This window comes from Saccharothrix stipae, assembly GCF_054781895.1.
In genome coordinates, this window is record NZ_BAAGTN010000031.1 from 280,542 (window position 1) to 301,910 (window position 21,369).

General features: G+C 73.3%; 19 protein-coding genes. 9 read left to right on the top strand and 10 right to left on the bottom strand.

Going from position 1 to position 21,369, the window contains the following annotated elements:
* Positions 1-56 precede the first annotated feature (56 nt).
* Genes ACYVLT_RS39660 through ACYVLT_RS39675 form a run of 4 tightly spaced genes read right to left on the bottom strand, consistent with a single transcriptional unit; the run spans position 57 to position 2,372 of the window.
* Positions 57-302 (bottom strand): hypothetical protein, encoded by a 246-nt coding sequence (locus ACYVLT_RS39660; RefSeq protein WP_461125302.1) that lies wholly within the window; start codon positions 300-302, stop codon positions 57-59.
* Positions 299-577 (bottom strand): YbaB/EbfC family DNA-binding protein, encoded by a 279-nt coding sequence (locus tag ACYVLT_RS39665; protein WP_461125303.1) that lies wholly within the window; start codon positions 575-577, stop codon positions 299-301. The genes ACYVLT_RS39660 and ACYVLT_RS39665 overlap by 4 nt, the downstream gene beginning before the upstream one ends.
* The gene (locus ACYVLT_RS39670; protein ID WP_461125304.1) at positions 574-1,593 is read right to left on the bottom strand and encodes a CHAP domain-containing protein; all 1,020 of its coding nucleotides are present in this window, start codon (positions 1,591-1,593) and stop codon (positions 574-576) included. Before ACYVLT_RS39670 ends, ACYVLT_RS39665 begins: the two co-directional genes overlap by 4 nt.
* Positions 1,593-2,372, bottom strand: coding sequence for a transglycosylase SLT domain-containing protein (locus ACYVLT_RS39675; RefSeq protein WP_461125305.1), 780 nt, complete (start codon positions 2,370-2,372; stop codon positions 1,593-1,595). Before ACYVLT_RS39675 ends, ACYVLT_RS39670 begins: the two co-directional genes overlap by 1 nt.
* Before the next feature lie 103 nt (positions 2,373-2,475).
* On the opposite strand from ACYVLT_RS39675, the gene ACYVLT_RS39680 reads away from it, so the two are divergent.
* Both ACYVLT_RS39680 and ACYVLT_RS39685 read left to right on the top strand, forming a co-directional pair.
* Positions 2,476-3,810, top strand: a complete 1,335-nt coding sequence (locus ACYVLT_RS39680) for a replication-associated recombination protein A (RefSeq protein WP_461125417.1) — start codon at positions 2,476-2,478, stop codon at positions 3,808-3,810.
* 40 nt (positions 3,811-3,850) lie between these two features.
* A complete protein-coding gene (locus tag ACYVLT_RS39685) occupies positions 3,851-4,579 on the top strand; it encodes an SAM-dependent methyltransferase (protein WP_461125306.1) in 729 nt (242 codons plus the stop codon).
* Positions 4,580-4,630: 51 nt separating this feature from the next.
* Here ACYVLT_RS39685 and ACYVLT_RS39690 read toward each other — a convergent pair whose 3' ends face one another.
* From ACYVLT_RS39690 to ACYVLT_RS39710, 5 genes are read right to left on the bottom strand one after another with little or no spacing between them, the layout of a single operon-like run.
* A complete protein-coding gene (locus tag ACYVLT_RS39690) occupies positions 4,631-6,391 on the bottom strand; it encodes an IucA/IucC family protein (RefSeq protein WP_461125307.1) in 1,761 nt (586 codons plus the stop codon).
* Positions 6,384-7,700 carry a lysine N(6)-hydroxylase/L-ornithine N(5)-oxygenase family protein gene (locus ACYVLT_RS39695; protein ID WP_461125308.1) on the bottom strand — a complete coding sequence of 439 codons (1,317 nt, stop codon included), beginning with the start codon at positions 7,698-7,700 and terminating at the stop codon, positions 6,384-6,386. The genes ACYVLT_RS39690 and ACYVLT_RS39695 overlap by 8 nt, the downstream gene beginning before the upstream one ends.
* The gene (locus tag ACYVLT_RS39700; RefSeq protein ID WP_461125309.1) at positions 7,697-8,275 is read right to left on the bottom strand and encodes a GNAT family N-acetyltransferase; all 579 of its coding nucleotides are present in this window, start codon (positions 8,273-8,275) and stop codon (positions 7,697-7,699) included. The genes ACYVLT_RS39695 and ACYVLT_RS39700 overlap by 4 nt, the downstream gene beginning before the upstream one ends.
* Complete coding sequence (locus tag ACYVLT_RS39705) at positions 8,272-9,963, bottom strand: IucA/IucC family protein (protein ID WP_461125310.1); 1,692 nt, start codon at positions 9,961-9,963, stop codon at positions 8,272-8,274. Before ACYVLT_RS39705 ends, ACYVLT_RS39700 begins: the two co-directional genes overlap by 4 nt.
* The gene (locus ACYVLT_RS39710) at positions 9,960-11,342 is read right to left on the bottom strand and encodes a pyridoxal phosphate-dependent decarboxylase family protein (RefSeq protein WP_461125311.1); all 1,383 of its coding nucleotides are present in this window, start codon (positions 11,340-11,342) and stop codon (positions 9,960-9,962) included. The genes ACYVLT_RS39705 and ACYVLT_RS39710 overlap by 4 nt, the downstream gene beginning before the upstream one ends.
* 296 nt (positions 11,343-11,638) lie before the next feature.
* Between ACYVLT_RS39710 and ACYVLT_RS39715 the strand changes: the two genes are divergently transcribed.
* The 7 genes from ACYVLT_RS39715 (at position 11,639) to ACYVLT_RS39745 (ending at position 20,826) form a co-directional block, all read left to right on the top strand.
* Entirely contained in the window at positions 11,639-12,034 is a 396-nt protein-coding gene (locus ACYVLT_RS39715; protein WP_461125312.1) for a DUF948 domain-containing protein, read from the top strand.
* The gene (locus ACYVLT_RS39720) at positions 12,031-12,300 is read left to right on the top strand and encodes a hypothetical protein (protein ID WP_461125313.1); all 270 of its coding nucleotides are present in this window, start codon (positions 12,031-12,033) and stop codon (positions 12,298-12,300) included. Before ACYVLT_RS39715 ends, ACYVLT_RS39720 begins: the two co-directional genes overlap by 4 nt.
* A gap of 83 nt (positions 12,301-12,383) precedes the next feature.
* Entirely contained in the window at positions 12,384-15,074 is a 2,691-nt protein-coding gene (gene alaS / locus ACYVLT_RS39725) for an alanine--tRNA ligase (protein WP_461125314.1), read from the top strand.
* A 7-nt stretch (positions 15,075-15,081) separates the two neighbouring features.
* A complete protein-coding gene (gene ruvX / locus ACYVLT_RS39730; RefSeq protein ID WP_461125315.1) occupies positions 15,082-15,594 on the top strand; it encodes a Holliday junction resolvase RuvX in 513 nt (170 codons plus the stop codon).
* A complete protein-coding gene (mltG, locus tag ACYVLT_RS39735) occupies positions 15,591-16,811 on the top strand; it encodes an endolytic transglycosylase MltG (RefSeq protein WP_461125316.1) in 1,221 nt (406 codons plus the stop codon). Before ruvX ends, mltG begins: the two co-directional genes overlap by 4 nt.
* 2 nt (positions 16,812-16,813) lie before the next feature.
* Positions 16,814-17,653, top strand: coding sequence for a shikimate dehydrogenase (locus ACYVLT_RS39740; protein WP_461125317.1), 840 nt, complete (start codon positions 16,814-16,816; stop codon positions 17,651-17,653).
* Positions 17,654-17,970: 317 nt separating this feature from the next.
* Positions 17,971-20,826: an AfsR/SARP family transcriptional regulator gene (locus ACYVLT_RS39745; RefSeq protein ID WP_461125318.1), complete on the top strand. Its 2,856-nt coding sequence runs from the start codon at positions 17,971-17,973 to the stop codon at positions 20,824-20,826.
* Between the two features lie 257 nt (positions 20,827-21,083).
* Here ACYVLT_RS39745 and ACYVLT_RS39750 read toward each other — a convergent pair whose 3' ends face one another.
* Positions 21,084-21,353, bottom strand: coding sequence for an HPr family phosphocarrier protein (locus ACYVLT_RS39750; RefSeq protein WP_461125319.1), 270 nt, complete (start codon positions 21,351-21,353; stop codon positions 21,084-21,086).
* Between the last annotated feature and the right edge of the window lie 16 nt (positions 21,354-21,369).

Consider the following 21,369-nt stretch of genomic DNA (forward strand, 5'->3'; position numbering starts at 1 on the left):
CGTGTCCTACGTTCGGAACGCGCGTGTCCTACGTTCAGGTACCCCGAGTTCAACGCTCAGGACGTGAGCAGGTCCGGTGGGACGACCTCGGCGAGGATCGACATGCCCTCGGCCACGGCCGCCGCGGCGGCCTCGTCGGCCAACCGGCGGATCAAGCCGGCCAGCTCGTCCGGCCGCACGGCCAACGCCTCCCGCGTGAACGACAGGTCGACCGGCTTCCCGTGCAGGTCGACCACCACCGTCACCCCGGACGCCGAAGCCTCCCGCCGCACCGCGTCCAACCGCTCCCCGAGCCCCATCACACCCGCCACGTCTCGGGGGTCGTGTCCTCGACCGACTCCACCAACCGCGCCCGCACGTCCAGCCCCAACGCCGCCGCGTCGTCACCGATCGCGTGCCGGGCCCGCGCGTTCGCCCGCGCCGTCGCCGTGTCGACCAACGCCAGGATCGCGCGGGCCAACCCCGACTGCCCCAGCCGCAACGACCGCGAGTCCAGCACCAGGTCGCGCAACCCGCCGCCGGGGCCCACCTCCACCGAAATCCCCGTGTCCGGGTCGTGCGCGTGCGCCGTGATCACGGGTGCACCCCTCCGTAGAACGTCGCCGAGCTGAGCCGGTGGGTGTTGCGCCGCACGCTGTCGCCGGAGTTGCCCTCGATCAGCGTCACGGTCCCACCGGAGACCTTCTCCACGATCCCGATGTGCGTGCTGGTCGCCGGGCTGCTCGGCCCGCTCCCGAACAGCAGCACGTCACCCGGCTTCACCGCGCTCAACGACGTGTACGCCTTCCCGTGCCGCTGCCCCCACCGGAACACGTCGCCGGTGAACGGCAGGATCGGGATGTCCACCCCGGCCTTGCGCCACATCGCGGTGGCGAACGACGAGCACCACGCCGCCGTCGGCCCGTACGGGTTGCGGTTGCTGCCCGGCGGGTTCTCCCGGGTGCCCAGCTCACGCCGTGCGGCCGAGATGACCGTCCGCGAACGGCCGCGAGCGCGGGCGCGGGACGGCCCGGTGCGGCCGCGAGTGCGTTCGGCCCGCCCGTCCGCGACGCCGTCGTGCTCGACCTCCTTCTCCAACGCGCGCAGCTTGCGCGCGGCGTCCTCCAGCTCACCCCGCACGTGCCGGACGGTCGCGGTGGTCTCCTTGGTGTACTTCGGCTCCAGGTCCGCCGCCTGGGCCACGGCCTTGAGCAACGCGGCCTGCGTGCCGACGGCCTTGCCCGCGTCCAGCAGCCGGGTCGCCGTGTCGAGGTACTCGTCGACGGCCTGCCGCGCCCGCGCGTGCCCGGTCGTCAACGCGCTGGTGACGCCCGCGACGATCTTCTCCGCGTCACGGGCGGCGTCCGCGGTGACCCGCAGCTGCCTGCCCAGCCGGTTCGCGCGCTTCTCGAACCCCTCGGAGTTGTCGCCCTTCCAGTGCTCCAGCACCGTCCGGGCGGCCTTGCGCTGGTCCTCGTGCTGGTCGGTGAGCCCGGACGCGGTCTGGTGCAGCGCGTACTGCGCCTTCACCGCGTCCTCGGCCTTGCCCGCCAGGGAGTTCCGGTGGCCGATCATGCTCTCGGCGAAGTGCCGGGCCATCTCCCGCGTGTCCACTAGCCTTCCCCTCCACCGCTGATGCCGCCGCGGTTCCCGCCGCGCAACGATCCGGCGATGTCGTCTTCCTGCTCCTTGTACGCGCGGGCGGACCGGCCGGCCGACGTGGCCAGCGCGTCGGTGTTGTGCGCGACCGCCTTGACCTGCTTGCGCAGCGCCGCGCCGAAGTTGTCCAGCGCGTCGGCGAACCCGGACTGCTTGCCGATGCGCCCGAAGCTGTCCTCGGCGATCTCCCGCACCTCGCGCACGTGCCGCCGACCCAACGCGGTCAGGTCGTCCGCCGAGTTCCGCGTGCGCCGCGCGTAGTCCCGCAGCACCCCCACGTCCACGGAGAACCCACCGCCACCCGAGCCGCCACGGGAACCGCCGCCCGAGCCGCCGCCTCCCGACCCTCCCCGCGAACCGCCGCGCTTCATCCCCTCGACGCCTCGCCGCGCCTCGTCCAGGTGGCGCTTGTAAGCACCGCTCGTGTACGTGGTCCACGGTGTCCACGACCGGCCGTCACCGGAGATCTTGTTCGCCGCACGGGCGTTCTCCGCCGGGTCGAACAGCTCCCGGTTGGACTCCAGCCCGAACTCGCGCCGCCGCGCCGGCCCCATCGAGCCCAGCATGTTGATCTGCCACAGCCCGTAGGAGTTGTCCGGCGGGGTGGCGTTGTGCGCGCGGGGGTCGCCGCCGGACTCGGCCAGCGCGACCGCCACCGCGATCGTCAGGTCCTGCCCGCGGAACCCCGCGTCGTGCGCGTGCCGGGCGATCTGCTCCGGACTCAACTTGCTCATGCCGCACACCCTGCACCGCTCGCGACCTGCGGCGGAACCGCCGTTGCACGCTCGGACAGCGGCTGTGCACGGGGAAGCTACAGTCGAACACGTGAACGAAGGGCTGTTCGACGACGGCTTGTTCGGCGTCGACCCGGAGGAGAAGGCGGCGCGCATCGCCGCCAACGCGCCGCTGGCCGTGCGGATGCGCCCGCGCACCCTGGACGAGGTGGTCGGGCAGGACCACCTGCTCGGACCGGGCGCGCCGCTGCGCAGGCTGGTGGAGGGCTCGTCGCCCGCCTCGGTCATGCTCTACGGCCCGCCGGGCACCGGCAAGACGACGCTGGCCACGCTGGTCTCCCAGGCCACCGGCCGGCGGTTCGCCGCGCTGTCGGCGCTGTCGGCGGGCGTGAAGGAGGTGCGCGCGGTCATCGAGGAGGCACGCCGCCGCCTGGTCCGCTCCGGCGAGTCGACCGTGCTGTTCATCGACGAGGTGCACCGGTTCTCCAAGACCCAGCAGGACGCGCTGCTGGGCGCGGTCGAGGACCGGATCGTGCTGCTGGTCGCGGCGACCACGGAGAACCCGTTCTTCTCCGTCGTCTCGCCGCTGCTGTCCCGGTCGCTGGTGCTGCAACTGCGCCCGTTGACCGACGACGCGGTGCGCGTGCTGGTCAAGCGCGCGGTCCAGGACGGACGCGGGCTCGGCGGCACGGTCACCGTCGAGCCGGACGCCGAGGACCACCTGGTCCGGTTGGCCGGCGGTGACGCCCGGCGCGCGCTGACCGCTCTCGAAGCGGCGGCGGACGCGGTCGGCACCGGGGGCGTGCTCGACCTGCCGACGCTGGAGGCGACGGTCGACAAGGCGGCCGTGCGCTACGACCGGCAGGGCGACCAGCACTACGACGTGACCAGCGCGTTCATCAAGTCGATCCGCGGTTCGGACGTGGACGCCGCGCTGCACTACCTGGCCCGGATGATCGAGGCGGGGGAGGACCCGAGGTTCATCGCGCGGCGGCTGGTCATCCACGCCAGCGAGGACGTCGGCATGGCGGACCCGACCGCGTTGCAGACCTGCGTGGCCGCGGCGCAGGCCGTGCAGCTCATCGGGCTGCCGGAGTGCGCGCTGAACCTCGCCCACGCCACCATCCACCTGGCCACCGCGCCCAAGTCGAACGCCGTGGCGGCCGCGATCGGCGAGGCCATGGCGGACGTGCGCAAGGGCGCGATCGGCTCGGTGCCGACGCACCTGCGCGACGGCCACTACGCGGGCGCGGCGAAGCTCGGCAACGCCCAGGGCTACCGCTACCCGCACGACGTGCCGGAGGGCGTGCTGACCCAGCAGTACCCGCCGGACGACCTGGTCGGGCGCGACTACTACGAGCCGACCGGCCGGGGAGCCGAGCGCGTGCTGGCCGAACGCCTGCCGAAGTTGCGCAAGGTCATCCGGGGCCAGGAGTAAATCCATTTCCGATCCGTTCGAGTTCTGACACGGTGTGCCCGTGACAGACGCACCGCTGAACGGCCACGCCCTGCTCGACTTCAACACACCGCTCTCGGACACGAAGGCGTACGACCTGATCGGCGGCCTCCACCTGCGTCCCGGTGAGCGGGTCGTCGACTACGGCTGCGGGTGGGCGGAGCTGCTGTTGCGCGCGGTCGAGCACCAGGCGGGGGTGACCGGGCTCGGGGTCGACAGCGACGAGTACGCCATCACCCGCGGCCAGGCGAACGTCGAGGCCAGGGGCCTGACCTCGCGCGTCACGCTGGAGCAGGCGGACGTCACCGCGTGGCGGGCGGAGCCCGCGGACGTGGCGATCTCGATCGGCGCGTCGCACGCCTGGGGCGGCACCGAGCAGACCCTGGCGGCCATGCACGCCCGCATCCGCCCCGGCGGCACGCTCCTGCTGGGCGACGGCTTCTGGGACCGGCCACCCGGCCCGAAGTCGCTGGAGATCTTCGGCGAGGACGAGTTCGGCACCCTCGCCGAGCTGGTCGACCTGGCGATGGCCTGCGGTTACCGGCTGCTGTCGGTCACCACCGCCAACCAGGACGAGTGGGACAGCTTCGAGTCCCGCTGGTGCGCGGCCCGGGAACGCTGGCTGCTGGAGCACCCGGACGACCCGAAGGCCGGCGAGGTCCGCGCGGTCGTGGACGACCACCGCGACGGCTGGCTCAAGGGCTACCGGGGCGAGTTCGGCCTGGCCTACCTCACCCTCGCCCGCCTCTAGGACCCCGGCCGCCTCGCCCGGCCGGGGATACCGGACGAGGCGGCCGAACCTTCACCAGCCGTCCGACGGCGGCACCGGGGCCACCCGGTGCAGCGGGTTCGGCAGCGTGCCCGTCGTCGGCACCGGCGGGCGGGCGGTCAGGTCCCGGTAGCCCAGGGTGATCCGGTAGCCGTTGAGCGGGTAGCGGAGGAACTCCGCGGCGGTCAGGGAGCCGGCGTCCATGCGGCCGGCCAGGGTCGGGAAGCGGTTGCGGTAGGCGTCCACCTCGCCGCGCACCATGCCCCAGAAGCGGTCCTCGGGCAGCGGGAGCAGGGCCGACAGCGGGCGGAAGACGCCGACCAGCAGGGCGTCCACGACGTACTGCCGCAGGACCGGCCACGGTTTGCGCGGCAGCACGGGGTCGTGGGCGTCCGGCTCCAGGCCGCGGGCGGGCACGTGGTCCACCGACACGTTCACGTCGTCCACCAGGTCGAGCAGGGCGACGCGCACCGGCACGTGGTCGCGGTCGGTGATCACCACGACGTTCTCGCCGTGCGGGTTGAACGTGATGCCGTACGTGTAGAGCACGTGCAGCAGCGGCCGGAACAGGGCGCGCAGCAGCGCGGCGAACCACACCTCCGGGTCCGTGTCCCCGATGTACTCCAGCACCAGCGGCCGACCGGCGCGGTCCACGTGCAGCAGGGCCGCCAGCGACCAGGAACGCTCACCGGTGCGCACGGGGACCGGGTCGCGCCAGATGCACCCCATCGTCTCCAGCCACTGGTACGGCACGTCGCCCGCATGCGACAGCCGCGGGTGCCGGACGGTCACCGAGGCGACCTCGCCCAGCAGGTCCGTGCCCCACTCGCCGATCAGCTTGTCCGCCCGCCACAGCCCGGTGAGCCACTGCGTGACGACCGGCGCGGCCAGCGTGCAGTGCGGTGGGATGCCCCGGTACACCGACGTGTTCAGCACCCGAAGCGGCAGCTTGACCTGGTACCGGTCCGGCGAGTCCACGTTGGTCATGGTGCGCACGGCCTGGGTCGGCAGGTACCAGTCCGGCGCCTCGCCCAGCTCCACGATCCGACCGGTGGCCAGCTCCGGCGCCCACAGGGTGCGCACGACGTGGTCCAGCTGCCACGGGTGCACCGGCAGCCACACATAGGCCGCCGGGTCGACCCCCGCCTCCCGCAACGCCTCGGTGAACCGCTCCACCGTCATCGGGTCCAGCTCGCGCGCCCGCACGCCCTCCTCGGACAGCGACGACGTGCCGCGGAACTCCGCCAACCCACGGTGCACGGCCAGCCACGGCAGCCGCACGGGCGTGCGCGCCTCGGGCGCGTACCGCGCCAGGTCGTCCGCCGAGAACCCGACCCGCCCCTTGTTCGCGATCAGCCACGGGTGCCCGGTCAGGTGCCCGTCCAGCTCGGCCCGCGGCAACGACGCCAGCTCCGCCACCGGCCACGCGGTCGACGCCAGCACCACGTCGGCCGCGAGCGTCGCGGTCACCTCGGCCAGGAACCCGGCGGTCGTGGCCGGATCGACCCGCAGGGACCGGAACGCCTCCACCACGAACCGCTGCACGTCGTCGCACGGCTCCACCACGTCGTCGCCGAGGATGCCCGCCGCGGCCCGGCGCACCGAGCCCGGCTCCACCGCCCACCCGCCGAACGCCGTCCGCGTCGCCGAGAACGTGTAGACCGCGTCGTCGAACCGCAGCTCGTAGCCCGCCGGGTCGTCGAGCGCGGTCGGGGTCAGCAGCTCCTCGAAGCACAGCTCGCCGATCGCCTTCGCCAGCAACGCCGCCGAGCACTCGCGCCACAGGTCAGTCAACGTCGTCTCCTGGTCGCCCCGCGTCCCCCGGTCGACCCTCGTCGCCCGGAGCGCCGAAGCTGGTGTAGGCGGTGTGCTTGGGCAGCGGGTAGACCTCGCGGCCGGTCACCGCGTTGACGATGGTCGCGTTGCGCACCGCCCCGATGCCGAGGTCGGGCGCGGCCACGCCGTGGCTGTGCAGGTCGGCGTTCGCCACGAACACCCGGCCGGTGACGGACGGGTCCAGCGCGATCGAGTGGTCCAGCGCGACCACGTACCGGCCCCGCGCGTCCCGGCGCACGAACGGCTCCAGCGGCTCCAGGAACGGGGTCGGCGCCTGCCCGTACCCGGTGGCCGCCACGACGAGGTCGGTGTGGTGCCGGAACGTCCGCCCGGTGTCCCGGTGCGCGCACGTCAGCACCACCTCGCCGCCGGAGACCGCCGACGACGCCACCGCCACGCCGGGCCGCAGCTCGACCGGCGCGAGCCCGTGCTCCCACTCCCGCCGGTACAGCAGGTCGTGCAGCTCCTCCAAGGTCTCCGACGAGATCGCCCGGTAGTGCCGCCAGTGCTCGGCGCGCAACGCGTCGCGCCGGTCCTGCGGCAACGAGTGGAAGTGCCGCACGTACGACGGCGTGGTCATCTCCAGCACCAGCTTGGTGTAGTCCAGCGGCGCGAACACCGGCGTGCGGGTCAGCCACGTCACCGCAGGCCCGCCGTCCAGGTTGCGCCGCAACAGGTCCAGCACGATCTCCGCGCCCGACTGCCCCGACCCCACCACGGTCACCCGCTCGGCCGACGGCGACCGGTGCAGGTAGTCCGAGCTGTGCACCAGCCGATCACCCAGCCCGGCCAACGCGGGCGGCACCGACGGCGTGGTGCCCACCCCGAGCACCAGGTGCCGGGCGTCCACCGAGAACCCCGGCCCCGACACCGCGAACCGGCCGTCCTCCCACCGCACGGACGTCACCGCGTGCGAGAACCGCACCGGCAGCCGCGACGTCGCCCACCTCAGGTAGTCCTCGTACTCGCGCCGCGTCGGGTGGAACCTCTCCCGCACGTAGAACGGGTACAGCCGGTCCGCGGCACGCAGGTAGGCCAGGAACGACAACGGGTGCGTCGGGTCGACCAACGTCACCAGGTCGGCCAGGAAGCTCACCTGGAGCACCGCGTCGGCGAACATCACCCCGCTGTGCCAGCGCAGCTCCGGCCGCGCCTCCAGCACCACCACGTCCAGGTCGTCCACGGTGGACGCCAGCGCGGCCAGGCCGAGGTTGAACGGACCGCACCCGATCGCCACCACGTCGGTGACGGGCCGCCCGGCGTTCATCGCGTGCGCACCATCAGCAGCGCCACCTTGTCCGGCAACAGCACCTCGCCCACCGGCGCGAACCCGCCCGCCGTGAACGACGCGATCGCACGCCGGTTGCGCACGTCCGGCTCCAGCAGCACCCTGGTGCACCGCGGATCGGCGTCGAACAGGGCCGCGGTCAGCACCGGCAGCAGCTTGCGCACCAGCCCCTGGTCGGTCATCGACAGCTCGCCGACGGCGACGTGCAGCCCGAGGTCGTGCGGTCGGGCCTGGTAGACCTCCGCGACGACGTCCCGGGCCGCCCGGTAGACCTCCAGGTAGATCACAGGGTCCTCGCCCCGGCTCACGAGCACCGGCAACGAGTGCGTGCCGGACAACTGCCGGCGCAACTCCTGCTCCCAGCGCTCGCGCGGCCACGCCTGGTGCCAGAACGCGACCACGTGCGGCGCCTGCATCCAGCGGTGCACCAGGTCCAGGTCACGGGTGTCGGGGTCGACCACGCGGGCGTGCCAGCCGTCGGTGAGCGCCGGCAGCGGGGGAGCGGGCACGGCGGACAGGTCGTCGGTCTGCCGGTAGGCGTCGAGGTGGGTCACCGGGCGCACCTGCCCTCCCGCAACGGGTTGGGCGCGTCGAAGTACACCGACTGCGCGTCCAGCGGCGCGAGCACCTCGTCGATGCCCTCCAGCCTGGTCAGCAGGTTCGCCTTGCACGGCAGCACGTCCGCCTCCAGCCACCGGCGCGCCAACCGGTCACCGTCCGGGCCCGCCTCGGCCAGCGCGGGCAGCGCCGCCTCCAGCCGGGCCGCCATCACGCCCAACAGGTCCCGTTCATCGGCAAGCCCTTCCACGCCGAGGCAGCCGATCACCGCCAACGCCTGGTTGCGCAGCAGGTAGTAGGTGAGCCGGTCGTCCACGATCGCGTCGTCGACCACGGCCAGCGTGGACTCCTCGACACCCAGCCGCGCCAACACCCTCGGCAGGTGCGAGGCGGCCAGGTAGTAGCCCTGGTTGTCCCGGTAGCGGCCGCCGACCACCCGGCCCGCCGGGTCCAGCCGCACCAGCGTGTTCTGCTGGTGCGCCTCCAACCCGATGCCGGTCTCCGCGTACAGCCGCAGCATCGGCACCAGCACCCGGTCGGTGTAGTCGGCGACCCACTCGGCGGCGTTGAGCCGCAGCACGAGTTCACCCAGCAGGGAGCGCCCGATCCCCGGTCGCGGGGCGACCATGCCGGCCAGGCACCGCGAGTCGCCGATGTCCTCGGGCACCTCGCGCACGGCCACGTCCAGCCCGGTGACCTCGCCGCCCTCGTCCACCGCGATCCAGGCCGGGTCGCGCACGACGCTGAACTCGGGGTGCGCCTTCTCCGTGCCCTCCGCGTAGCCCGATTCGAGCAGCAGGTGGACCTCCGAGCCCCGGCGCAGCTCGGTCGCCGTCGACTCGCGCCGCGAGTTGGTGATCCGCAGGCCGAGCGACAGCTTCAGCATCACCGGCGCGCCGGTGCGGTACACCGTGCGCAGGCTGGACGTCGGCGACCACGCCGGCCCGAACTCGCCCAGCGGCTCCAGCAGCCCGCGCGAGACCAGGGACGCGATCCGCGGCCGGCGCAGCAGGTCGTGCGCCTGCCACGGGTGGGCGGGCACCAGCACCCGGCCCGGCTCCGGGCTGCGCCCGGCCAACGTCGACATCAACGTGACCGCGTCCGGCCCGGCCACCGACCCGTGCGAGACGACCTGCTCGGCGGCCGAGAACCAGAACAGCGGGAACGACCCGCGCAGCTCCGGCGCATACCGGGCGTTGTCGGCGTCGGACAGGCCGTCCCGGCTCTTGGCCGCGGGGTGGTGCAGGTGCCCGAGCATCAACCGCTGCTCGCTGTCCAGGAACCGGTCCGCCGGCCCCACCGGCTCACGTCGCCGGTACGCCACGAACTCCGCGACCCGCCGCACCGACTCGGCCGTCCGCTCCACCAGATCGGCGGCATGACCACCGGCTCCGCCGGCGGTTGTCGGATCTCCGGCTCCGCCGGCGGTCAACTCCGCGCCCACCAACGCCACCGCCACCACCGGGTCCGCCGGTCTGCCCGCCAACGTCACCGCCCCGAACCGGTGCCGCCCGGTCGGCGACGCGTACCGCACCTCGGCCTCCAGCGGCAGCCCCAGCACGTCGATCCGCACCCGGTCCGCCACCGCCACGTTCCGCTCCCGCACCCAGCAGCGCAACAACGCCTCCAAGTGCGCGTGCTCCGCGGTCGACCGCGGGTCGCCTTCCAGCGGATCTGGTCTCATGCCGCTCCTTCTACCAGTCGCTCGGCGGCGGAACCGGCCTCGCGGACCAGGGCCAGCAGCGCGGCCAGGTCCGCTTCCCGGGCGTTCGGGTTGAGCAGGGTCAACTTCAGGCACGTCACCTTGTCCACCTCGGTCCGACCGATCAGCGCCGCGCCCGCCCGCAGCAACGCCCGGCGCAAGCGCGCGTTCACCTCGTCCGCCCGCGAGTCGTCCGCCGGCCGGTACCGGAACACCACCGTGGTCAACGTGGCACCGCCGACCAGCTCGAACGACGGGTCGGCGGCGATCAGCGCGGCGGCGTGGCCGGCCAGCTCGTGGCACCGGTCCACCAGCGCACCCAAGCCGGCCCGGCCCAGCGCGAGCAGCGTCGCGGCCACCTTCACGGCGTCCGGCCTGCGCGTGGTCTGCAACGACCGGCCCAGCGCGCCGTCGTAGCCCTCGGCCCGGTCGTCCTCGGGGTTGAGGTAGGCCACCGACCGCTCCAGCGGCGCGAACGACGACGCCGAGCGCACCAGCAGCACGCTCGCCGCCGCGGGCTGCCAGCCGATCTTGTGCAGGTCCGCGGTCACCGAGTCGGCCAGCGCCAGCCCGTCCACGAGCCCCGCCAGCTTGGCCGAGAACACCGCGCCGAAGCCGTACGCGGCGTCCACGTGCAGCCAGACGCCGTGCTCGTGGGCGATCGCGGCCAGTTCCGGCAGCGGGTCGACCGAGCCGAAGTCCGTGGTGCCCGCGGTCGCCACGACCGCCACCGGCGTGCCGCCCGCCCGCAGCACCGCCGCCACCGCGTCCGGCCGCATCCGCCGCCGCGAGTCCACCGACACCGGCCGCACGGCGTGCTCGCCGATGCCCAGCGCCGCGCACGCCCGCGCCACCGAGAAGTGGGCCAGCTCCGAGCACAGCACCACCGGGTCGGGCAGCGCCGCCACCCCGTCGGACCGCACGTCCAGGCCGAGCCGGGCGGCCGCGGCGTCACGGGCCAGCAGCAGCGCGGTCAGGTTCGACAGCGTGCCGCCGGGCGTGAACACGCCGTCGGCGTCCGCGTCGAACCCGGCCAGCCGGGCCAGCGCCGCCACCACCCACCGCTCCACCGCGAGCGCGGCCGGCCCGGAGTCGTAGGTGTCCAGCGAGGCGTTGCCCGCGCTGGCCAGCGCGTCGGCCGTGACGGCCACGGCCAGCGGCGGCGGTTGCAGGTGAGCGGCGGCGAACGGGTTGGTCAGGTCCACTCCACCATCGGCGAGCACGGTCGTGACGCGGGCCAGCGCGGCGTCCGCGCCGATGCCGTGCTCGGGCAGGTCGCCGAGCACCCGGTGGGCCCTGGCCAGCACGTCGGCGGGCCGGCCCGGCGGAATCGGTCGGCCGGAGGGACTGGCGGCGAACACGGCACCTCCGACGATCGACTAAGGCTAGGCTTACCTCATCTACTCGGTGTGGTGTGTGTCAAGCCCTCCGTGACCATCCGTGGTGTGACGATCACTCGCGTGACCACGCTAGCCGCCGCGACGACGATCGAACTGACGCCAAATGGGGGGTCTTGGGCCGACCGTCCCACCACGTGGCACGACCCGCCGCGCGCCAAGCCCGATCTCATTCCGGGGCCACTCGGCGGTCGCGGTAACCTTGGCCACCACGCTGGAGTCCCGGCCAATCCGGTCACAGCAATCCACCAGGAGGATCCGTGTCGCCAGGGCAGATCGCCGCGCTGGTCGCCGCCGGCGCGTTCGTGCTGCTTGTGCTCCTGCTGGCGATCCCGTTGGTCAAACTGGGCCGCACGCTGGACGAGGCCACGATCGCCATCCGCAAGGCGCACCAGAACAGCGACCCGATCTTCACCGGCGCGAACACGACGATCACGCACGTGAACACGCAGCTGGAGAGGGTGGACGGGATCACCGCCAACGCCCGCGCGGTCACCGGCAACGTCTCCGCGCTCACCTCGCTGTTCACCGCCACCCTGGGCGGGCCGCTGGTCAAGGCCGCCGCGCTGTCCTACGGCCTGAGCAAGGCCATCCGCGCCCGCCGCGCGGCCAAGGAAGCGCCCAGCAAGCACACCCGGCGCAGGGGCAGGCGATGAGGCGGCTGTTCTGGTTCGGGCTCGGCATCGCCGCGGGCGTGTTCGCCGCCCGCAAGGCCGGTCAGGCCGCGCACGCCGCCACGCCCGCGGGCATCGGCGAGAACGTCGGCCAGGGCCTGCGCGAGCTGGCGGGCGCCATCGGCTCCTTCGGCGCCGAGGTGCGCGCCGGAATGTCGGAGCGCGAACAGGAGTTGCAAGAGAACGTGGAACGTCAGACGGGCTTCACGCCGGGTCGGCGAGCGCGCGGGGCGAACGACGCCAAGTAGGTCGTTCGTTCGCCTCGCCGCGCCCTCGCCCGATCGTCGGCCAAGCCGACGGCGGTTTCCACACTCCCTGAAGGACAAGACCCGTGCAGACCCACGAGATCATCAAGCGCTTCCGCGAGCACTTCGAGAACGCCGGCCACAAGTACGTGCCCAGCGCCTCGCTCCTGCTGGACGACCCGAACCTGCTGTTCGTCAACGCCGGCATGGTGCCGTTCAAGCCGTACTTCCTGGGTGAGGCCCCGCCGCCCGCCCCGCGCATGACGAGCATCCAGAAGTGCGTGCGCACGCCGGACATCGACGAGGTCGGCAAGACCACCCGGCACAACACGTTCTTCCAGATGGCCGGCAACTTCTCGTTCGGCGACTACTTCAAGGAAGACGCCATCAGGCTGGCCTGGGACCTGGTCACCAGGTCGCAGGACGACGGCGGCTACGGCCTGGACCCCGAGCGCATCTGGGTGACCGTCTACCTGGACGACGACGAGGCCGCCGACCTGTGGCAGAAGGTCGCCGGGCTGCCGCCCGAGCGCATCCAGCGCCGCGACATCGAGGACAACTACTGGTCGATGGGCGTGCCCGGCCCGTGCGGCCCGTGCTCGGAGATCTACTACGACCGCGGCCCCGCCTTCGGCGAGGAGGGCGGCCCGGTCGTCGACGAGGACCGGTACCTGGAGATCTGGAACCTGGTCTTCATGCAGAACGTCCGCGGTGAGGGCGGCGCCAAGAAGGACTACCCGATCCTGGGCGAGCTGCCGGACAAGAACATCGACACCGGCATGGGCGTCGAGCGCGTCGCCATGCTGCTCCAGGACGTCGACAACGTCTACGAGACCGACCTCGTCCGCACCGTGATCACCAAGGCCGAGCAGCTGTCCGGCCGCGCGTACGGCGCCAACGAGACCGACGACGTGCGCTTCCGGGTCATCGCCGACCACGCCCGCAGCGGCGTGCTGCTGGTCGGCGACGGCGTCACGCCCGGCAACGAGGCCCGCGGCTACGTGCTGCGCCGCCTGCTGCGCCGCATCGTCCGCTCGGCCCGCCTGCTCGGCGTCACCGAGCCGGTGCTGACCCAGTTCGCCGAGGTCGTCCGCGACGCCATGGGCCCGTCCTACCCCGAGCTGGTGTCCGGCTTCGCCCGTATCGAGCAGGTCCTCAAGGCCGAGGAGGACACGTTCCTGCGCACGCTGGACGCCGGGTCGCGGATCTTCGAGAACGCCGCCGCCGAGGTCAAGTCCGACGGCCGCGCCACGCTGCCCGGTGACAAGGCCTTCCAGCTGCACGACACCTACGGCTTCCCGCTCGACCTCACCCTGGAGATGGCCGCCGAGGCCGGCCTGACCGTGGACGAGGACGGGTTCCGCAAGCTGATGGCCGAGCAGCGCGCCCGCGCCAAGGCCGACGCCGCCGGCAAGAAGACCGGCCACGGCGACCAGACCGTGTACCGGGAGCTGCTCGAACTCGGCGCCACCGAGTTCACCGGGTACACCGAGCTGGCCAGCGAGGCCACCCTGCGCGGCATCGTCAGCGGCGGCAAGCGGGTGCGCTCGGCCAAGGAAGGCGACATCGTCGAGGTCGTGCTCGACCGCACCCCGCTCTACGCCGAGTCCGGCGGCCAGGAGAGCGACGCCGGCGTGATCGTCTCCGGCAGTGCCGAGCTGGAGGTCGTGGACGTGCAGAAGGTGGCCCGCAAGCTGTGGGTGCACCAGGTGCGCGTGGTCAGCGGCGAGATCGCCGAGGGCGAGCACGTCGAGGCCCGCGTCGACCCGGAGTGGCGCGTCGGCGCCCGCCAGGGCCACTCGGGCACGCACGTCGTGCACGCCGCCCTGCGCCAGGTGCTCGGCCCGTCGGCCCTGCAGAGCGGCTCGTACAACAAGCCGGGCTACCTGCGGCTGGACTTCGCCTGGACCGGCGGTCTGTCGGAGGAGGCCCGCAGCGAGATCGAAGAGGTCTCCAACCTGGCCGTCCGCAAGGACCTGCCGGTGCAGGTGGTGTACACCGACATGGGTGGCGCCCAGGAGATGGGCGCGGTGGCCCTGTTCGGCGAGACCTACGACGAGACCGTGCGCGTGGTCGAGATCGGCGGGCCGTGGTCGCGCGAGCTGTGCGGTGGCACGCACGTCGAGCACTCGTCCCAGATCGGCCCCATCACGGTGATCGGCGAGTCGTCGGTCGGCTCCGGCGTGCGCCGGTTGGAGGCCTACGTCGGCATCGAGGCCTTCAAGTACCTGGCCCAGGAACGGGCCCTGGTGCAGAACGTCGCCGCCATGCTGAAGGTGCCCGACGCCGAGGTGCCCGCCCGGGTCGAGGCCCTGGTGGAGCGGCTGCGGGTGGCCGAGAAGGAGCTGGAGAAGGTCAGGGCCGCCCAGCTCGTGGCCAACGCCGGCTCGCTGGCCGACCAGGCCATCGACGTGCGCGGGGTGTCCCTGGTGACCCTCCAGCTGCCCGAGGGCACGTCCGGCGCCGACGTGCGGACCATCGCCGGCGAGGTGCGCAACCGGCTCGGCGACAAGCCGGGCGTGGTCGGCCTGTTCGCCCCCGACGGCGACAAGGTCAGCTTCGTGGTGGCCACCACGTCCGCCGCCCGCGACCTGGGGCTGGCCGCCGGGAAGCTGGTGCCCGCCTTCGCCCCGGCCGTGGGCGGTCGTGGCGGCGGCAAGCCGGACCTCGCCCAGGGCGGCGGCACGAACCCGGGTGGTGTCGGTGCCGCCATCACCGCCCTGCGCGCCGAGGTGGACCGCGCCCTCGAAACCGGCCGAAGTGCTTCCTCCCGGTGAGGGCGCGGTGAACTCGGCCGATCGCCCCGGCGTCGACGACCCCGGCCTCGGCCGGAGGCTGGGCGTCGACGTCGGCGCGGTGCGCGTAGGGGTGGCGTCGAGTGATCCGGGAGCGTTCCTCGCCACACCGCTCGTCACCTTGGCACGTGACGCGAAGACCGGCCGTGACCTGCAAGAACTGGCCGACCTGGTGGTCGAGCACGACATCGTGGAGGTCGTGGTCGGCCTGCCTCGCACGCTGGCCGGGAAGCACGGGCCGGCGGCGGCGACCGCGGCGGCGTACGCTGCGGCGTTGGCCGAGCGCGTCGCACCGGTTCCGGTGCGTCTCACCGACGAGCGGCTGACCACCGTCACGGCGAGCCGGGTGCTCGCCGAACGCGGGGTGCGAGGCAAGAAGCAACGCGCCGTCGTGGACCAGGCTGCCGCGGTCGAGATCCTGCAGTCCTGGCTGGACGCACGGGCGCGACAAGTGGCTCGATCCGCTGCGGAGCGGGCCCCCGGAGCTAAGGACGGCTCGTGAACGACGACCTCGGGTTGTTCACCGATCCCGACACGCGCCACGACGAGCGGGTGGCGCGTGGCAAGAGCGACGCCGCGGCCCGCCGGGCCAAGCGCAGGCGCAAGCGGACGATCCTGTGGGTCGTCGTGGCGCTGGTGCTGACCGGCGGCGGCGTCGGCGCGTACTACGGGTACCGCACGTTGAGCGGCATCGGTTCGTTCGACGACTTCGCCGGCTCCGGCGAGGCCGACGTGGTGGTCGAGGTGAAGGACGGCGACCTCGTCACCACCATCGCGACCACGCTCAAGGACCAGGGCGTGGTGGCCAGCGCGCGCGCGTTCACCGAGGCGGGCGCGGACGACTCGCGGGTCACCGCGATCCAGCCCGGCTTCTACCTGATGAAGACCAAGATGTCCGGCGCGGCCGCGGTGGCGCGGATGGTCGACCCGGCGGCCAAGGTGGTGCCGCTGGAGGTCAAGGGCGGCTACGTGCTGCACGACCTCACCGCGCAGGACGGCAGCATCACCAAGGGCATCCTGTCGAAGCTGTCCGACGCCTCGTGCGTGGAGCTGGGCGGGGCCAAGCAGTGCGTGACGCCCGAGCAGCTGCGCGACGCGGCGGACAACGCCGACCCGGCCGCCCTCGGCATCCCCGAGTGGGCGCTGCCCGACGTGGTCGCCGCGCCGAAGGAGAACCGGCTCGAAGGCCTCATCCTGCCCGGGCTGTACCACCTCAAGCCCGGCGCGAACGCCGTCGAGCTGCTCAAGAGCGTGATCGCCACGTCCCTGGGCCGGATGCAGGGCTACGGCATCCCCAGCGGCACGGGGAAGACGGGTTTCCGCCCGTACGAGGTCCTGGTGGTCGCCTCCCTGATCGAGAAGGAAGGCCTGACCAAGGACTTCGGCAAGATCTCGCGGGTGATCTACAGCCGGCTCGCGCTGCCGCAGAAGCTGGAGCTCGACTCCACGGTCAACTACAAGCTGGACCGGCCGCACATCACCACCAGCGACGCCGACCGCGACAGGTCCGGGCCGTTCAACACCTACAAGGTGCAGGGGCTGCCGCCGACGCCGATCGGCTCGCCCGGCCGTGAGGCGATCACCGCCGCGATCACGCCCGAGGACGGGCCGTGGATGTACTTCGTGAAGTGCCAGAAGGACGGCACGTCGTGCTTCACGAACAACTACGACGAGCACCGGGCCGTGTCGGACAAGGCTCGCGCGGAAGGCGTCTTCTGACCGTGGCCCGCCGTGCGGCGGTCATCGGCTCGCCGGTGGCCCACTCGTTGTCACCGGTGCTGCACAACGCCGCCTTCGCCGCCCTGGGCCTGTCCGACTGGGCGTACACGCGGGTCGAGTGCACGGCCGAGGAGGTTCCGTCGCTGGTCACGGGCCTGGACTCGACGTGGGCGGGACTCTCGGTGACCATGCCGAACAAGCGCGCGGCGCTCGCGGTCGCCGCCGGCGCGACCTCGCGCGCGGTGCGGGTGGGCGCCGCCAACACGCTGGTGCCCACGGCCGAGGGGTGGCGGGCCGACAACACCGACGTGGACGGCGTGCTGGGCGCGTTGCGCGCGTCGTGCGGCTTCACGTCCGGTCGTCGGGCGGTGCTGCTCGGCGCGGGCGGCACGGCCACGGCGGCCCTGGTGGCCCTGGCGTCGGCCGGTGTGCGCGAGGTGTCGCTGGTGGTCCGCTCGGTGAGCCGGGCCGCGGAGGCCGAGTCGTGCGCGTCCCGGCTCGGGCTGGCGCTCGACGTGGTCACCTGGGACACCGCGGACTTCGCCGCGCTGGCCTCGGCGTCGGACGTGCTGGTCAGCACCGTGCCGCCGGGCGCGACGGAACCGGTCGCCACGGCGTTGGCCGAGGCGCCGTGCGTGCTGGACGTGATCTACCACCCGTGGCCGACGCCGTTGGCGCTCGCGGTGGCGCAGCGGGGCCGCACCCTCGCGACCGGCCTCGACATGCTCCTGCACCAGGCGTTCGGTCAGGCGGAGCAGTTCACCGGCCTGCCCGCGCCGCGCGAGGCGATGCGCCGGGCGCTGCGGGACGCGACGGACCACGTCCTGCCGTTGCCGTGCTAGCCGGGGCGGGCCAGCGCGATGTGTTCGACCGCGCCGGCGCCGCACCCGGCCCCGGTCTCGTCCCGCGCACGTGAACAGTCACTCCACCGAGCCCTTTCGTGATCAGCTCCCGGTCGAACCGGGCCGGCGCTTCCGGGCGCGGCACCCGGTCCGCACCCCCGGGGCGGACCGGCCGACCCGGGCGCCGACCCGTGCCGGCGGGCTCACCGCGGCCGTGGTTCGATGCTAGCCAATGGATCTTGTAGCGATCTTGTGGCGATCCTGAGGCGCCGGGTGCCGCCGCCCGCGCGTCCGGCGGATCCGGCTCCGGGGGCGTGATGGAGGTGCGGTTCAGGCTGCTGGGACCGGTCGAGGTGCACGTCGACGGTCGCCGGCTGGACATCGGGCACGCGCGGCAGCGCCACGTGCTCGCCGCGCTGCTGGTCGACCTCAACCGGGCCGTGTCGCTCGACCAGCTCGTCGACCGGTTGTGGGACGCGCCGCCGCGCACGGCACGCGACTCGCTCTACAGCTACCTGTCCCGGTTGCGGGCCGTGCTGGGCGCCGTGGACGACGTGGACCTGGTCCGGCGGGGCGGCGGGTACGTGCTGGTCGGCGACGAGGACGCGGTGGACCTGCACGCGTTCCGCCGGTCGGTCGCGCGCGCCCGTGCGGCGGACGACGAGCGCGCGGTCGGGCTGTTCGACCAGGCCCTCGGGCTGTGGCGCGGACCGGTGGCGGGCGAGATGGACAGCTCGTGGATCGACGGCGTGCGGGCGCGGGCGGACGAGGAGCGGTTGCTCGCCGAGCTCGACCGCAACGACGTGCTGCTGCGCCGGGGTGGGCACGCGGCCGCGGTGGCGGGCATCGCGGCGCAGGCCGCCGACCGGCCGTTGGACGAGCGGCTGGCCGGCCAGCTGATGCTCGCGCTGTACCGCTCCGGTCGGCAGGGCGAGGCGCTCGACGCCTACCGCCGCGTCCAGCGCCGGCTGGTGGAGGAGCTGGGCGCCGACCCCAGCCCGCCGTTGCGGCGGCTGCACCAGCGGATCCTCACCGCCGACCCGGCGCTCGGTGGTCACCCACCCGCCGACCCCGCGCTCGGTGGTCACCCACCCGCCGACCCGGCGCTCGGCGGTCACCCGCCCGCGCCGGCGCCGAGCCGGTCGACCGCGCCGGTGCCGCGCCAGCTGCCGCTGCCGCCGCCGCTGTTCACCGGTCGCACCGCGGAGCTGACCTGGCTGGACCGGGCGGTGCCCGCGTCGTCCGGGCGCGACCGCCGGTCGGCCGTGGTGGCGATCAGCGGACCCGGTGGTGTGGGCAAGACGTCGTTGGCGTTGCATTGGGCGCACCGGGACGCGGGGCGCTTCCCGGACGGCCAGCTGTACGCGAACCTGCGCGGCTTCACCCCGTCCGGCACGCCGGCGTCGCCGTCCGCGGTGATCCGGGCGTTCCTCCAGGCGCTCGGCGTCGACACCGACGCGATCCCGCGTGACGACGAGGCCCGGATCGGGTTGTACCGGAGCCTGACCGCGGACAAGCAGCTGCTCGTGCTGCTGGACAACGCCCGCGACTCCGAGCACGTGGCCGACCTGGTGCCCGGCGGCCCGGCGTGCACGGTGGTCGTGACCAGCAGGCGGCACCTCACCGGTCTGGTCACCACGCACGGCGCCCGCCAGCTGACGTTGGACGTGCTGCCCGCGGCCGAGGCGCGCGACCTGCTGGTCCGCCACATCGGCCCGGAGCGCGCCGACCGCGAGGGGCGCGAGGTGCCCGCGCTGGCCGAGCGGTCGGCCGGGCTGCCGCTGGCGATCAGCGTGATCGGCGCCCGGGCGACGGTGCGGGCCGACCTGTCGCTCACCGAGCTGGCCAGGGAGCTGGACAACGCGGCGGCTCCGCTGGACGCGTTCGAGGCGGGCGAGATCACCGCCAGCGTCCGCGCCGTGTTCGCCTCGTCGTACCGGGCGCTGCCCGCCGGCGCGGCGCGGGCGTTCCGGCTGCTCTCGGCGGGCAGCCCGGAGATCGGGCTGGCGGCGGTGGCCGCGCTGCTGGGCGTCGCGCCCTCGCGGGCACGGGTCGAGCTGACCGAGCTGTGCCAGGCGAACCTGCTGCACGAGCACGTGCCGGACCGGTTCCGGATGCACGACCTGGTGCGCCTGTACGCCGACGAGCGCGCGCGCCACGACGAGCCCGGCGAGTCGCTGGTGCCCGCCGTGCGCCGGCTCGTGGACTTCTACCTGCACACGGCGTTGGCGGCGCAGCGGCACATGGACCACTCCGGGGCCGTCCTCGTCCTGAGCCCGGCGGTCCCGGGCAGCGAGCCGCTGTCGTTCGACACCGAGAAAGCCGCCATGACCTGGTACGACGAGGAGCACCAGGTCATCCTCGACACCCAGCGGACGGCCGCCCGGTACGGCTGGGACCCGCAGGTGTGGCAGTTCGCCGAGGTGTTGCGGAGCTACCAGCTGCGGCGTCCGCCGGACCCGGCCGACGGCCGCGCGACCTGGGAGCAGGCGCTGGGCGCGGCGGAACGGCTCGGTGACCGCCGGCTCGCCGCGAAGTGCCACCGGTTCCTCGGGCACATCGCGGCCCGGCACGACTTCGGACCGCAGGCGATCGAGCACCTGCGGCAGGCCGTGCGGCTGCTGGAGGACTCGGGCGACGAGCTGGAGCAGGCGCGCACGCACATCGCGTTCGCCTGGGTGCTCGAACGCCACGGTGACGACGCCGCCGCACTGGACCACTCGCTCGCCGCGCTGCCGCTGTTCCGGTCCTCCGGTTCCCGGCCGGGCGAGGCGGCCGCGCTGAACGCGATCGGGTGGTACCAGTCGAGGCTGGGCCGGCTCGACGAGGCCGCCGAGCACTGCGGTCTCGCCCTGGCCCTGTACCGCGAGTCGGGCGACCGCAACGGTGAGGCGAACACGCTGGAGAGCCTGGGTTTCATCGCCTACAACGCCGGTCGGCACGACGTCGCGATCGACCACTTCGAGCAGGCGCTGCGCCTGTTCCGCGAGGACGAGAGCGCCTACCAGGAGGCCGACACCCTGGTCCGGATGGCCGACGCCCACCTCGCCCGCGGCGCCCACTGCGAGGCCAAGCGAACCTGGGAAGCCGCCCTGGTGCTGCTGCACCGCCAAAGCCGCTCCCTGGAAGCCGCCGAAGTCGAACGAACCCTCCGCTCCCTCCCCCCTTCCTAACCCCCACCCGCCTCCTCCCACCCCCGCGTGTCCTACCTCCAGAACGCGCGTGTCCTACCTCCAGAACGCGCGTGTCCTACGTTCAGAACGCGTGAGTCCTACGTTCAGAACGCGTGAGTCCTACGTTCAGAACGCGTGAGTCCTACGTTCAGAACGCGAGAGTCCTACGTTCAGGACCCCCGAGTTCAACGCTCAGAACACGCCGCGGGCCCTGCTCGCGTGAAGTGCGAGCAGGGCCCGGTGACGTGCCGAGGCGATCAGCCTTCGTCGAGGTCGGTGGCGATGATCTCCGCGATCGCCTCCAGCGCGGCGTCCGCGCCGTCGCCGTCGGCCGCGAGGACGACCTCGTCGCCGTGCATCGCGCCGAGCGTCATCAGACCCAGCACGCTCGCCGCCTCGACCGGTTGGCCGTCGTCCTTGCGGATGGTGACCCGCACCGGTTGCCCGGCCGCCGCCTTCGCCAGCAGTGCGGCAGGGCGCGCGTGCAGTCCGACCTTGCTCGCCACGGTGACCCGTCGCTCAGGCATGACCCGTCCTCTCGTC